Annotated in this window: 10 protein-coding genes; 5 read left to right on the top strand and 5 right to left on the bottom strand. The window is 58.6% G+C overall.

Annotated elements, in window-relative coordinates; genetic code table 11:
- Positions 1–203: 203 nt before the first annotated feature.
- Complete coding sequence (locus AC2IAX_RS16345) at positions 204–380, top strand: hypothetical protein (RefSeq protein ID WP_494388397.1); 177 nt, start codon at positions 204–206, stop codon at positions 378–380.
- Here AC2IAX_RS16345 and AC2IAX_RS16340 read toward each other — a convergent pair.
- Positions 326–1,066 carry an MORN repeat-containing protein gene (locus tag AC2IAX_RS16340; RefSeq protein ID WP_494390420.1) on the bottom strand — a complete coding sequence of 247 codons (741 nt, stop codon included), beginning with the start codon at positions 1,064–1,066 and terminating at the stop codon, positions 326–328. The genes AC2IAX_RS16345 and AC2IAX_RS16340 overlap by 55 nt on opposite strands.
- A 1,102-nt stretch (positions 1,067–2,168) precedes the next feature.
- Between AC2IAX_RS16340 and AC2IAX_RS16335 the strand changes: the two genes are divergently transcribed.
- The 3 genes from AC2IAX_RS16335 to AC2IAX_RS16325 all read left to right on the top strand — a co-directional run bounded on the left by AC2IAX_RS16335 (position 2,169) and on the right by AC2IAX_RS16325 (position 5,316).
- Positions 2,169–3,917 carry a glycosyltransferase family 2 protein gene (locus AC2IAX_RS16335; protein ID WP_494388396.1) on the top strand — a complete coding sequence of 583 codons (1,749 nt, stop codon included), beginning with the start codon at positions 2,169–2,171 and terminating at the stop codon, positions 3,915–3,917.
- A gap of 254 nt (positions 3,918–4,171) precedes the next feature.
- A complete protein-coding gene (locus AC2IAX_RS16330; protein WP_099532961.1) occupies positions 4,172–4,516 on the top strand; it encodes a YbaB/EbfC family nucleoid-associated protein in 345 nt (114 codons plus the stop codon).
- Positions 4,517–4,818: 302 nt separating this feature from the next.
- Positions 4,819–5,316 (top strand): low molecular weight protein-tyrosine-phosphatase, encoded by a 498-nt coding sequence (locus AC2IAX_RS16325; RefSeq protein WP_494388395.1) that lies wholly within the window; start codon positions 4,819–4,821, stop codon positions 5,314–5,316.
- An 82-nt stretch (positions 5,317–5,398) separates the two neighbouring features.
- Here the strand turns inward: AC2IAX_RS16325 and AC2IAX_RS16320 are convergent, their stop codons facing one another.
- The 3 genes from AC2IAX_RS16320 to AC2IAX_RS16310 all read right to left on the bottom strand — a co-directional run bounded on the left by AC2IAX_RS16320 (position 5,399) and on the right by AC2IAX_RS16310 (position 8,769).
- A complete protein-coding gene (locus AC2IAX_RS16320) occupies positions 5,399–5,941 on the bottom strand; it encodes a YraN family protein (protein WP_494388394.1) in 543 nt (180 codons plus the stop codon).
- Positions 5,942–5,952: 11 nt separating this feature from the next.
- Positions 5,953–6,708: a hypothetical protein gene (locus tag AC2IAX_RS16315; protein WP_494388393.1), complete on the bottom strand. Its 756-nt coding sequence runs from the start codon at positions 6,706–6,708 to the stop codon at positions 5,953–5,955.
- A gap of 90 nt (positions 6,709–6,798) precedes the next feature.
- Positions 6,799–8,769 carry a glycoside hydrolase family 10-like protein gene (locus tag AC2IAX_RS16310; protein WP_494388392.1) on the bottom strand — a complete coding sequence of 657 codons (1,971 nt, stop codon included), beginning with the start codon at positions 8,767–8,769 and terminating at the stop codon, positions 6,799–6,801.
- Between the two features lie 403 nt (positions 8,770–9,172).
- Between AC2IAX_RS16310 and AC2IAX_RS16305 the strand changes: the two genes are divergently transcribed.
- Positions 9,173–9,514, top strand: coding sequence for a carbon dioxide-concentrating mechanism protein CcmK (locus AC2IAX_RS16305; RefSeq protein WP_099532966.1), 342 nt, complete (start codon positions 9,173–9,175; stop codon positions 9,512–9,514).
- Between the two features lie 101 nt (positions 9,515–9,615).
- Here AC2IAX_RS16305 and AC2IAX_RS16300 read toward each other — a convergent pair whose 3' ends face one another.
- A complete protein-coding gene (locus AC2IAX_RS16300; RefSeq protein ID WP_494388391.1) occupies positions 9,616–13,338 on the bottom strand; it encodes a hypothetical protein in 3,723 nt (1,240 codons plus the stop codon).
- Positions 13,339–13,385: the final 47 nt, after the last annotated feature.

Raw genomic sequence — 13,385 nt, 5'->3', positions numbered from 1 at the left:
TCAAGGGGAAGCGGGGCAACAGGACATTGCCGGGCTGAGATATTGCCAGACCGAGGTGAGGCGGTTTTGCGATCGAGCAGGGCCTGGCGGCAGGGATTGGTTGCAGACCCAGGGCAGACAACCGGCGCTCAGCCAGGATGCATTCTACCGCTCTGGGGCGAATCAACAGTTCTTCTGATCGGATCTTCTGGTCGGAGATCTTCATGGAAAAACAACCGCCCCCCAAGGAAGCGGTTGAAACCAAAGCACAACAGGGGCCGATCGAGCCAGAAGCCGCTACGCCACCGGGTCAAACCCGATCGGGCAGCAACCTCCTACGGTGGGCTTATTGCGCCAGCACATCCGGCGCGGTGGTTTCGCCAAAGCCCGATCGCCGCTGATTGGGTGGGTTTGGGCTGGCGCTGGGTGTGGGCTGCTGGGTCGGTTGGGCCGCAGGCGGATTGGTGGCCTCAGAAGTGGGAGTCGATCGGCTCTGGGGCGTGGGGGTAGGGGTTTGGGCCGGTACGGTGCGCGGCGCGGGGGTCACCGGCTCAGGCGATCGCGGCTCGGTCGCCTGGTTCAAGGCCGTGCGCACGGCTTCGATCGGCTGGGCTTCCTTGAGCCGGCCCCCTTCCCACAGCCCCGCCAACTGTTGCCCATTGGCATAGCTATAGATGCCACGGCCATGGAAAGCGTTGTTACGAAATTCTCCCTCGTAGCGATCGCCATTGGCGGTGCGGTAATTGCCGCGGCCGTTAAACTGACCCGCCAGAAAGTCGCCTTCATAGCGATCGCCTGCGGGCGACACATAAAGCCCCCGCCCTTGCAGCTTGCCGTTCACCACCTGTCCTTCATAAACTCCACCCGCCGCATAGGCATAGCGGCCGCGGCCCGTGCGCTGACCTGCCACAAAGTCTCCCTCGTAGCGATCGCCGTTGGCCGCCAAGCAGTTGCCCGGGCCCGTGAAGATGGCGGCCTTGGCTAATTCTTCACAGGACGCAGCGGCGGAGCTGGTGGATAGGCGAATTTCTTCCGATCGCGCCGCTGGACTAATCCCGATCGTGCCAACGCAGGCACTCAGAACCATCGGAAACACAACACCCCGACCCCATGGCCAAGGCAAACAAGTTGAGTTGGATCGCATAAGGTCTGGATAAGTAGCTATTGCAATCGTTCTGAGCAACCGCCCCGAGGGAGCGTGGCGAGCGACGTAGCTAAGTCTTTTGTAACTGGCTGATCGCAATCCTGACGAATTTTCTATTAAATCGTTATCTTAAATCGGGTTGGACTGTTTTGTCTGTATTCAAACAATCACCTTAATCAATTTGTTTGTGAGCATCAATTCATTTGAAAATATTTCACCCTCTTTTTTCACTCTAGCTTTTGAATTATTCCAGTTTCATGAACATCACCATGAGCATTACAAAAACCAGGAGTCCCCCCCTAATAGGGATGTCTGAAAAGCCAAAACTGCTACCTTGCGGGTTACACCGATTAACTAAGATAGGGGGCTTAGGACTTGTCGTCAAATCACCTGAAACCCTGATTTCACCGTTGGCGGATCGTGGGGGGCAAGGGGCTTAAGCCCCTTGTCTAGGTTGGTTAATGATGATGAAGCGATTACAAACTCCCAAAGCAGTCAGCCCTTAAGTCATTCAAGGCCAATTGCAGATCAAGAACAGATCAAAAAACAAAATCGACAGAAAATCAGTCGAAAAACCCTTCAAAATCGATCCAAGACTCCCATCAGGGGCGAGGAAGATTGGCTTGAAACCTTGATTAGTTCCCTCAGCTTTGCTCATAGACATAGGGCATAACCGATGGAATAGCTGATGGATTAGCTGGGAGAATGGGCGGGAATAATGACTAGGGACAGGGTTGTGGCGATGCATTAGCGCGGATCCCGCTTTTTGGGGGCATCGTTAGTTTGGGGGCAATGGCTGCGGATGGCTTCCCTCCTGCGATCGCCCTTGGGGTCTGAAATGCTAAAAATGCCGCCCAATTAGTCCCGAGCAGGGTACATCAGCACCGATCGAAGTAAGCAGTATGTGCGCTGGTTGATTGACCACCCCAGGGTCTGGCCCAGGCCGGGTCGGGTGATCATCCCCAGTCCGCAACACTTGAGGCGATTTCCTTGGGATCTGCGCCGTGGCTCATCCTTGCAGCCTGGGTCTGCCCACAGCCGTGTTATGCAATTCAGTATCGTCATCGCTACCTATAACCGCCGTCGGCTGCTTGATCGGGCGATCGCCTCCGCCTTGGGGCAAAGCTATCCCTGTGAAGTGGTGGTGGTGGACGATTGTTCCCGGGACGATACCCCCGAATGGGTAGCTCAGTTGCAACTCAGCCTCCCAATCGAACGACGCGCCCAACTGGTCTATTGGCGCAACAGCATCAATCAGGGGCATTCAGCCAGCGTGAACCGAGGTGTGGAGCTGGCCAAGGGCGACTGGGTGAAATTGCTTGATGATGATGATTATCTTGATCCAAATTGCATTGCTGAGTTTGTGCGGGCAATTCGCATTCACGATCAACGCTGTGGCGAAGGCTTGCGCCCGCCCGCGGCCCTGTGCTCCTGCCAGGCCTTGCAGGTGGACTTACAGGGCCATGAAATGGGGCACACCCCTCGCACGGGGCCAGGTTTAGCCTATTTCATTCCCCAAGAGGATATTCACTACGGCATGTTGGTGGAGATGGTGCCGTTTGGTACGCCCGTGCAAGTGGCCTTTCGTCGATCGGCCTTTTTGCAGGCCCGGGGCTGGGACTCTCAGTTTGATACCAATTTTGATGATATTGATGCTTGGATTCGCATTGCCGAGTATGGCGATGCCATTTTTTTAAATCAGTGCTTGGCCTATCGCACCGTTTGGGACGGAGCCTATAACCGGCAATTTTCGTTCGATCGCCGTTTTGACACCAACTGGTCCATTAAACAAAAAATTCACGGGCTGGTGAACGAACGGTTCCAACAGCAATTGCCCGAAAGCCGCGCCGTTCAGTCCTATCTGCGCCTGCATTGGGGATTGGTTGCCCTGAAGCATTACCAATGGTTCAAGGCCTTCTCGATCGCGGCCCCCAGTTTGCTATCGGCTCGGGGATGGGGCTTGATGTTGCGCACTCGACTCAACCGCATTTTCCACGCCCTCACCTGGACATACCGCGACACCCAACGCTATCTGAAGCGCCGCCTTCAGGCCTGGATTCGGGCCCAATCCCCCCAATCACTGCTGCGGGGTGGGTGGTTCAAACTGCGCTGGCAACAGATGCGTTTTCGGTTGCAGTTAGCGCGGCAACTGTGGCAGCAGGGGTTCCCCCTCGCGGCTTTGTTTGTGGTGAAAACGGTGGTGATGCGTTGGGCGATCGCCCTGTGGCTCGATCCTTTGGTGCGCTGGGCCCAACGATCGCCCCGGCGGCGGGCTTGGCTGCTGCGTCGTGCGGCCCGACTGTGGCGTTGGCTCGATCGGGACTTAAATTTTCTGAACCATTTAGACCATGCCCAGCGCCGAAGCAGTCCCCATCACTCCAGCGCTTCCCGTTATTCCAATCGCCCTTACCTCCTCAGCGATCGGATCAGGAATCACCTCGATCGCCTGAGTCGCCTGAATCGCCTGAGCTATTTACCTCCCAGCAATCCTTTGTTCGCTTTGCCCGCTGCCCCAGTCTCCAGCCCAGCGCAACCGCTCCCGCCCCGGCCGCCTATGACCCCAAGGTTGCGCCAATGGATCGATCGACTGCGATTCGTGCAAGCTCGCCAATTGTGGCATCAGGGGCGCTGGCTGAAATCTTTGGCGCTGTCGATGCCGCTGCTGTTGTCCCCTGCCATTTGGAGGCTGATGTGGCAACGGGGCGGGCGGGCAATGCGCCGGCCGAAGGTTCGGCGGTTTGTGCTGCTAGATTTGCCAGCGACTCCGGGCGATCGACCCCATCCTCACCCCTGAATCAGGATCCGATCGGGGTGAAAGGAAGAGCGAACCGGAGCGAAACCGGGATGAGATCGAGATTAATCGCTCCGAAATGGGAATCGATTCTTTGGCTCCCAACCGATTAGGGACGCGGCTGTGTTGATCGCTGCCAGTGATAGCATGAGCAGGGGCCAGGGCCGGAGAACGATCGAGTGCGATCGCCCGTCCAAACCCAATGTTTCTGAACCTATCGTGATTTTGACTGCGCGCAGACCGCGCGACTAACACCTATGTCGCAAAACAAAGGATTTGGCTTCGGCTTGGGCAAAATGAAGGAAATTGCCCAAGCGATCCAAAAAGCCCAGCAAGTGCAAGAAGATGCTAAAAAGCTGCAAGAAGAGCTGGAAAAAACCGAAATTGAAGGTCAAGCGGGCAACGGCTTGGTGAAGGTGGTGATGAGCGGCAACCAAGAACCCCTCCGCGTAGAAATTTCCGCAGAAGCCTTGGGCGAAGGGGCTGAAGTTTTGTCGGATCTGGTTTTTGCGGCCATGAAAAACGCCTACACCGCTTCCACAGAAACCATGCGGCAACGGATGGAAGCCCTGACCGCTAATCTTCAGCTACCGGGCATGTAGTCCCCGTGAATCGACCGATCAACCCCGAGGGTTCGTCGTCATTGCCTGGAAGCCAATGGGAGCCGTTAATTTTCCAGACTCCAACCGTCGTAACAAGGGGCTTAAGCCCCTTGCTCCCCACGATCTGGTCACGGTGGAGTCAGGGTTGCCGACGACTTGATGATCGGCTCTCAGCTCCTAATTCGGTTATTCCGGCATCTTGGCAGACCAGGAGCGTTGGCCCTTGGTCTGCGGTGAGTGAGACACATCGAATTCAGTTGCCTTCTTTGGCATCTTGCTAGACTCTGCGAAATCTGTGCCCTATGCCTGTCAAACTGCTATTTGTCTGTTTGGGCAATATTTGCCGATCGCCCGCTGCCGAAAATTTGATGAATCATCTCATTGCACAGCGCGGCTTGCAGGGGCAAATTGAGTGTGATTCGGCGGGCACAGGAGCCTATCACGTGGGCGAGCCACCCGATCGGCGCATGAGCGCAGCGGCGGCGAATCACCCAGGCATCAAACTGCAAGGGCGAGCGCGACAGTTTTCCTCCGTTGATTTCGCGGATTTTGACCTAATTTTGGCGATGGATCGGGATAACTATTGGGGCATTTTGGCCCGCGATCCCGATCGCAAATATCGCGACAAGGTGAAGATGATGTGCGATTTTTGTCGCCACCATGACCTCAAGGAAGTGCCTGATCCTTACTATGGCGGCCCCGAAGGATTTCAACAGGTTATTGATCTGTTGCTTGATGCCTGTGAAGGACTGTTGGAAACCCTAATTAAAGAAGGTAAGGTTACGGCTCCTCAGGATTAGGCAACCGCAGGGTTAACCACAGGATTCAACAACTGTTAACCAACCTCAGGGTTAGACCATTCAGAATTTAACCATTTAGCATTTAGCCATCAAACTCGATCGCTCCAGGCCAATAGTCCCATAACACCAAAGCTTGGCCCTGAAACAAGATGGGGTCTCCGAGGGTAATGAATTCGTTGGTTAATTCATGGGGTAATTCATGGGGTAACTTAAGGTTCAATTGAGGGTTCGATCGATCCATCCACCCCGCAACCGGCCGAGTGACAGTTCCCCGAGCCGATCGCCCCACCAACGCTACATCAAACCGCCGAGCTAAATGGGCCCATTGGGGATGTTGAATTAAAAACAACTCCGCCGTTCGCAAGAGTTTAAGTTGCTTGGCGGGAGTGATGGCCAACGCGCCGTTGCGATCCCAATTTCCAGGACTGCGGGTTTTTACCTCCACAAAGGCCAATTCCTGACCCGATCGCGCCACCAAGTCCAACTCACCGGCCCGGCAGCGCCATCGCCGCGCCTCGATCGTCCAGCCCTCTTGGATCAACCAGGCGGCCACCAACGCTTCACCCAATTCGCCTAACTGGGCCGCAGTTGATCGGCGATCGGAACCTTGGGAATGTGGGGTCATAGGCCGATGTCCTAGCGGCCCTCGCCCGTATCGAGCATTACGCCCAGAGCCAAGGCAATCCGGCGATCGAGATAGCGATTGAGATCCGCACTCATATCCAAAACGTAGCGATCAAGCAGGGTAAATTTGCGGTTAAATTCCCCAATTTGGCGATCGCTATTCCCCTCCAAAATGATGAAGTTCGTTCGCAAAACCCACATCAGTGGTTCTAAAAAGCGCCGCAATAATGACAGCACAATCGAATCCTCTTTGGCTACGCAAAGCAGTGAGCCATCGGGGCGATAGCAGTGCCACCGTTTGCGCAATATATCGTAGAGATAGTTCTTGCGCAATCGAGCTAAGTCCCCTTTCAAATCGCGCACAGTGAAAGTGGCGGTGAACCATTCAAATTTTTTCTCTTGAATGATTTTAATCAGCGGTTCCTGTTTGCTGGCATCTCGATAGATAGTGACATGGCGCTTAGGTGAAATCAGCACAATCACCGCCAGAACAACCCCACAAGCAGCAAGCGTACCCACCAAAAACACTGGCCATTGCAGGTTTTCTGGCATCACAGATAGCAGAAGAGCCAACAGCACAATCATGACGATGGTGGCGACTAAACCGGCCAAAACCGCCAGCAAGCTACGCGCCCAATGGGTTGGCCGTTCAATGAACAGGATGGGGTCTCCGTGATCATCACAAACGTCATACTTTTCCGAAAGGGTCATCAACTTTTGTCGCAATAGAAATCGATCGCGGTTAAAGACTGAATCGACCTGAAACATGCTCAATTCTCCACAACATCACCCGATCGCCCCGTGGCGACGGCCCCGGTTAGCCCAGGTTTCTGGGCCAACGTTAACCGACAACCCACCTCATCGCAGGGTCACCACTACCCCTTGGCTTTCACGGGCCGATCGATCCACGGCACATAGGGCATAGGTTCCGGCCCCCAAGGCGAGCGATCGCGCTCCGGCCGCCAACAGGCGATCGAGCGTCCAACTGTTGCCCTGCTGTCGGTAAAGGGCCCAACCGCGTAACCCTTCGCCACCCCCAGCCCAAGTGAGTTCCCCGCCATTGACTCTCACCCCCGTGGGCGGACTCGGCGGGTTGCCGGTGGCCCTCAAAACCGGCGGCAAGGCTGGTTGGGCGTAAAGTTCCTGGCGCAGTTGGTCGGCAAACCCTTGGCGATTTTCCGCGATCGGCTCAATGTTATAGAACGCATTCCCCAGGGCCCGCTGGGCTGCCAGCTCTCGCGTGAGGGTAATTTGCTGCTCAAATTCGGCCACTGACCAAGCGCTGCTGCTGCCCAGTTTGTCCAAGTTGTTGCCGGGGTAAACATGGGCCCCGTTGGCAATCTGCACCCACCAATTCAGCAGGGTGCGGTAACTTTGGGCCGTTTGGTCAATTCGCCAATAGAGTTGAGGCGCAACGTAATCTAACCAGCCGGCCTTAAGCCACCATTTGGGATCAGCAAATAGGCGATCATACTGATCCAATCCCACAATGCCCGCCGGTTCTCCGGGGCGATAGATACCAAAGGGGCTGATACCGAATTTCACCCAAGGCTTGACCGATCGAATCTGTTCCGACAACCGCTTCACCAGCTTGTTTACGTTGTCTCGCCGCCAATCGGCTACGGTTTTGCCACCCCCCCAAGACCAGTAGGTTTGGCGATCGGGAAACTCTTGCCCCTCCACGGGATAGGGATAGAAATAGTCATCCAGGTGAATGCCGTCAATGTCGTAGCGCCGCACCACATCCAACACCACCTCCACGGCTCGGTTTTGCACCTCGGGCAGGCCCGGATCCATCCAACGCTGCGTGCCGTAGGTGTAAACGGCGTTGGGGTAAACGGCTTCCACATGGTTCCCGGTGCCGATCGGGGCGTTGAGGGAGGTGCGGGCCCGGTAGGGATTGAACCAAGCGTGGAGTTCCAGGTTTCGTTGGCGGCATTGCTCGATCGCGAAGGCCAGCGGGTCATAGTAAGGATTGGGTGCGCGGCCCTGGGTGCCCGTTAACCAGCGGCTCCAAGGCTCAATGCTGGAGTCGTAAAGCGCGTCTCCTTCGGGGCGAATTTGCAGAAAGATGGCGTTTAAGCGGGCCGCCGCCGCCCGATCGAGCAGGGTCACCAATTCCGCCTGCTGCTGGGCACTGGACAGGCCCGCCTTGGACGGCCAATTCACATTCCACACGCTGGCAATCCAAGCGGCTCGAAATTCCCGCCGATGGGACAGATTCACCAACTGGGGCGGCGGCTCCCCGGGTTCTACCAAGTAGGGCGAGTCGATCGTGGGGAAATCCCGATCGGCCACCAAGGCTTGATAGAGCATGGTGGCCACTTCCGCCCGGCTGCTGGCTTGGCTGGGGCGCAGTTGCCGCAAGTTGGGAAAATTCGCCACCAAGCGACGGTGCAAGGCTCGCTGCACCGGTTGTCGGGCATAGGTTGCGATCGCCCCCGCATCATCAAAAAAACGGCTCAGATCCAAGGTTTCGCCGCCGGTTAAGCCCAACCCGTTCACCAAGGCCACCAACACATCGGCCCGCATGATCGTGGCATCGGGGCGAAAGGAACCGTCCGGGTAGCCACTGAGCAGACCACGTTCCCAAGCCTGTTGAATCGCGGTTCGGGCCCAATGGTTGGCGGCCACATCCCGAAAGCTGCGGGGCGATCGCACGGGGGGCCGATCGACCGATCGAACCAGCAAGGCCGCGAATTGGGCCCGAGTTAAGGGGCGATCCGGCTGGAAGGAGCCATCGGGAAATCCGCTAATCAACCCTCGATCGGCCAGGGCCACGATGAAGGCTTGGGCCCAGTGGTTGGTGATGTCTGCAAACGTCGCCATTGTCTTCCAATCCCTTGCTGCGCTGCGATCGCCTCTCGCACCCTAGCATGGCCTTGAACTTTCGCCCCATGGCCCGATCCCCTTTTGGGCCCCGGCCAAGGGGGCGCTGATTAGAATCGAAAATCACTGCGATTGCAAGATCCAATCGGGCGATCGCCCCCAGATTCCCAAAGAAGTTCAAACACTCAGCGTTGCGATCGCCAATCGCCCGTACAATGTTGCGTGGACGCTCAACCCCGCGTCACAACCCCGGGCGCTGTTTGTGTTCGGCAATTTGCGCTGGGCAGTTGAATTTGCGCTGAGCAATGGGTTGTGACCGCTGCCGGTTGAGGCGGTTCCATGTCTTGCAACTTTTGCAACCCACTGTTTTCATTTAGCTAGGCTTTTCACAGGAGAGCGCCCCATGGCCCAAGCGGTAGGCTCGATCGAAACCAAAGGCTTTCCCGCCGTCTTGGCCGCAGCCGATGCAATGGTTAAGGCCGGGCGCGTCACCCTCGTTGGCTACATCCGCGTGGGCAGCGCTCGCTTCACCGTTAATGTGCGCGGCGAAGTGGCTGAAGTTAAACAATCCGTTGAAGCGGGCATCGCGGCGGCCGAAAACGTCTTCGGCGGCGTGGTGGAATCGTGGGTGATCATCCCGCGTCCCCACGAGAATGTGGTGGCGGTGCTGCCCATTGAATACAACGACAAGGTGGAACAGTATCGCGTGGCAGTGGAAGGCCCGCGCCTGCTCACCTCGCGCTAGGGCTGATTGCTAAAGGCCCCATTGGTCACTGGCCGCCCTTCCTCGGGCGGCTTTTGTTTGGGCATTGGGTCGTTGGATGGGCCTAGGTCTCAGCACCATTCCTAATCCCAACGATCGAGGTCGTCTGACCAACGCTGTAACAGGGCCATGGCGCGATCGCGCTGGGTTTCAAAGGTGGCCGCCAGCCAGATCATCCCCGTGCCCAACGCCAGCCCCACCAACCATTTCAGGAACGACCACCGAGCATTCAACTCCACAAAGTTGGCCAGGGTGGCGGCTCCCAGCAACAGGGATCCCATCAACAGATAGGCGCGCACTTGCCAGAAAATGCCGGCCCCGATCGCCCCGAGGGCCAAAACCAGACTTACCCAATCGGTGCTGTGCTGTGCGAAGGCCGCCCAAGCAATGATTCCCGTGCCAGCTAACCGCAGGCCATGGCGCAGGGGCCGGCCTTTGGCCCCTTGCCAAGCGGGATCAATTTCCGCCGCCAAAATTAAGCTGCTGCCCAAGGGCCCCACATAGAGCAGGGCTTCCATGGAACCGGCCAGCCACAGACTCCGCCAAATCGACCAAGTGGCAAACAGCAGCCCCAGGTAATACAACCGGCGACGACGCAACAGGGCAGCCAACGCACCATAACTGGCGGCCACCACCATCAACGCGGGCGGGGCGATCGACCCGGCCAGCAAGAGGCTGATGCTGGCGGGCAACCAGAGGGCAACCCGTTCCCAGGCGGTTTTTTGGGGGCGGGTTTGGCCCAAGATGGCCAGCCCGATCGCGCTGAAGGCCGCCAAGGCAGCCCAATGGGGGTCAACGGCGGCCCAGTCCGGCAACCAAGCCCGACCCCAACTGATCCAGGCGATCGTTTGCAGAACCGCCAGATCCACCCACAGGCCCGAGGTGCGCCACCCCTGAACCCAGGGATAGGCCACCAACAATCCCAAAGCCACCCAGGCCAAGGATCCGTGGGTGGGGCCCGCCGTCAACCACAGCAAGCCCGAAAACCCAGTGCCCACCAACCAGTGGCCATGGGCTGTCCAGGCCAGGGTAGGGCCATTGAGGGCAAAGAGCGATCGCCCCCATCGATCGCGCCCCAGGTCATAAAACCAAGCCAGAAAACCCGCCACCACGGCAAACAACACCAGGGCATCCGTGGTGGTTCCGGCGGGTAACCAATGGCCCGTCCAAAAGAAGGCCAATTCACCCCAACCCCAGGAGGCGATCGCCAGGGAACCGTAACTCAGCCAGCGTTGATGGGGCGATCGGGCGGCCACCCGCAAACCAATGAGCGCCACCCCCACCATCAGCAAGCCCGTCCAACCGTCCCAATAGCTCGATCGCCACAACAGAGTTAACAGGCCATAGCCCAAGGGCAACCATCGACGGCTGGGAAACTGTCGCCCCAACCGCTCCGTAGCCAGCAGGCAGATGAACCCCAGCCCAAGCGTCACAGCGGCGTAGTGACTGAGGGAACCGTTCAGTTGGCGAAGGGTTTCCGCCGCTGCCAACTCCAAGGCCGCGGCTCCCGCCCAGAGCAGTCCCGGAATGGCGGCGGGCCGACCAGCCCGCCGACTGGTGAACAACCGAAACCCGATCGCCCCCAACAGCAGCCCAATCACCCACCCTTCCCAAAGCGCTTGGGGCTGATCCCAGTCCAGGGCCAACACCAACAGTCGCAGGGCCGTGAAGGGCAACAGCAACCAACTCACCGCCGTGGCCCAGCGATCGAGGGCTTGGCCATAGAGACGCAGCAGCGGATTCGATCGCCCCACCCCCAACCACCACAGCCCCCAAGCTACGACCAACAGACCACTTTGCAACGTCACCCAAGGGCCAAAGGCTAACCCGCTCCAAGACCCCACGCCGGCCCCGGTCAAGGCGGATAAGGACAACCAACCAAAGGTCACGGCCATCAGGGCCACCCACCCTTGTCGAAACCCAGGCAGCAGGGAGCTGGCCCCCAAGGCCAACCCGGCCACACCCAGGGACAAAGTGAGGGACTGGGGTGAGGCAATGGCCAGGGATTGGGCCAACACTAATCCACCAGCCCCAAGGCCCTTGGCAGCTTTGCGGAGCCTTCCGGGCCCGATCGCCGCCAACCCCAACAGGGCCAGCGGAATCACCAACCAACTGAGCAAGCCCGAGGTTGCCACCTGTGCAGGGACGGTTTCCCAAACCCCATGGGTCAGTTGCACCAGGCTCAAACCCGCTAGCCCCAAACCCAGCCACCAACTGGTTTTGACCCAAGGTTGCCAAGGGGAACGATCGCCCCCGATCGCCACCAAACTCCACACAACCAGGGTGGCTCCGATGCCCACCTGCCCCCAACCGATCGGGGCGCTGGTGGTGGGCAAGGCAAACCGGGCCAGGGCATAAACAGCGGCCAGGGCGGCCGTGAGGGTGCAGTTGGCCAGGGCTTGGGGCAGCAGGGATCCCAAGGGCGATCGACTGGCCACTAAGCCGAAGCTAGCGGTGGTGAGCAAGCTGAGGGGCAAAAGCCGCAGGTTATGGGGCCAGAGGGCGAGGGCATAGGCATTGAGCAGCAACAGGATCCCCAGCGCCAGGCCCAAGCCAAATTTCGCCAAATCGGGGCGATCGCGCCGCTGCTGGGCAATCGCCAGGCCCCCGGGCATGATCGGGTAAGGCAACCACAGCAACCCCAAAACCTGCTCCGGTTGCCGCAGTTCCAGCAGGGATTGGGCCGCCATCAATAGGCTCGATCGCCAATCGTCGGGCAACAGGGCCGCGGCTCCTCGGCAGGCTCCAGCCATGACCAGGGTTAAGCCCAACAGATCCGTTCTTCGCCCCGATCGCTGCAACCGTTCCCACAACAGACCTCCCACGATCAGGGCCAAGGTCAACTGCTGCCAAGGAGCCGTGGCATCCGTCTGCCCCAACAACCAACCCAAGCCCACCAGCAACCAGCCCAACCCACTCAATCCCGCCTTAGCCCGGGTTGCCTCGCGCGCATCCAAAATCACCAGCAACCCAGACACCACCATCACCAACGCCACATCGGCCAAGCTGGCGATCTGGGTGGCCAGGGCCCGCAACAACAAAATCAGCAGTGAACCGGCCATCAGGGCCCGATGATGGCGCGATCGCAGTTGCCACCGGCCGGGCCAAGCGGCCGCCAGGGCGATGAACCCCGCACAAATCGTCACCCCAGCCCAAGCTTGGCCCGATGGCCAGTTCCAGTGCAATCCACAGGCCAACAGGATCAAGAGAGCGACCGATCGACGACTCACCATCGTCCAGGCAATCATTAACCACAATCCGCCTGCTCCAAACCAGCCCCACAGGGGCAACCCCAAGCCATCGGCGGCCCAGGCATTCACCGGCAACAGCAGGGTTACTAGGCCACGCAGGGTTTGACCCGTCAGGCGCAATCGGGCCTGGCGATCGGTCCAGAGGGCAGCCCCCCAAAACAACATCGTGTAGAGCAGCAAGATGCCATATTGCCCCACACCTCCCACTTGGCTCCAAAAGCTGGCCGCCAACCAAGCGGAGGACACCACCACCAAAAACGCCCCCAACAGCAGCAACCAAACCACGCTCAGCTCGGCCGTGATGGCCCGCAGCCGGCTGGGGGACTGGGTGGCGGGTTGGGGGGAGGGGCTGGGGACGGGAGCAACGGGCGATCGAGCGGTTACCGGTAGAGGACAGGTGAGCCAAGTGCTGGCCACTTCGCGCACCCAATCTTCGGACACCAACCCCAAACGCAACCACACCTCCAACCCCTCCAAAAGTCGGGGGTCAGAGGTGCGGACAGCCAATTCAATGGTTAGCAGGTGGTCACGGTGTTGCGGAGCAAGGTCAGCCATAAAGGGGGTCGAAGGGACGCGATCGGCTCAGGAGGGGTCAACCGCCA

Source organism: Limnothrix sp. HT2024, from assembly GCF_059138625.1.
Note: the sequence above shows the minus strand (reverse complement) of the source record. Positions and strands in the feature narration are given on the sequence as shown.

What these genes read in the sequence shown, in the direction of transcription:
- AC2IAX_RS16345 (WP_494388397.1), top strand. Translation starts at nt 204, where the DNA reads ATGGAAAAACAACCGCCCCCCAAGGAAGCGGTTGAAACCAAAGCACAA.
- AC2IAX_RS16340 (WP_494390420.1), bottom strand. Translation starts at nt 1,066, where the DNA reads ATGGTTCTGAGTGCCTGCGTTGGCACGATCGGGATTAGTCCAGCGGCG.
- AC2IAX_RS16325 (WP_494388395.1), top strand. Translation starts at nt 4,819, where the DNA reads ATGCCTGTCAAACTGCTATTTGTCTGTTTGGGCAATATTTGCCGATCG.
- AC2IAX_RS16300 (WP_494388391.1), bottom strand. Translation starts at nt 13,338, where the DNA reads ATGGCTGACCTTGCTCCGCAACACCGTGACCACCTGCTAACCATTGAA.
- AC2IAX_RS16315 (WP_494388393.1), bottom strand. Translation starts at nt 6,708, where the DNA reads ATGTTTCAGGTCGATTCAGTCTTTAACCGCGATCGATTTCTATTGCGA.
- AC2IAX_RS16335 (WP_494388396.1), top strand. Translation starts at nt 2,169, where the DNA reads ATGCAATTCAGTATCGTCATCGCTACCTATAACCGCCGTCGGCTGCTT.
- AC2IAX_RS16330 (WP_099532961.1), top strand. Translation starts at nt 4,172, where the DNA reads ATGTCGCAAAACAAAGGATTTGGCTTCGGCTTGGGCAAAATGAAGGAA.
- AC2IAX_RS16320 (WP_494388394.1), bottom strand. Translation starts at nt 5,941, where the DNA reads ATGACCCCACATTCCCAAGGTTCCGATCGCCGATCAACTGCGGCCCAG.
- AC2IAX_RS16305 (WP_099532966.1), top strand. Translation starts at nt 9,173, where the DNA reads ATGGCCCAAGCGGTAGGCTCGATCGAAACCAAAGGCTTTCCCGCCGTC.
- AC2IAX_RS16310 (WP_494388392.1), bottom strand. Translation starts at nt 8,769, where the DNA reads ATGGCGACGTTTGCAGACATCACCAACCACTGGGCCCAAGCCTTCATC.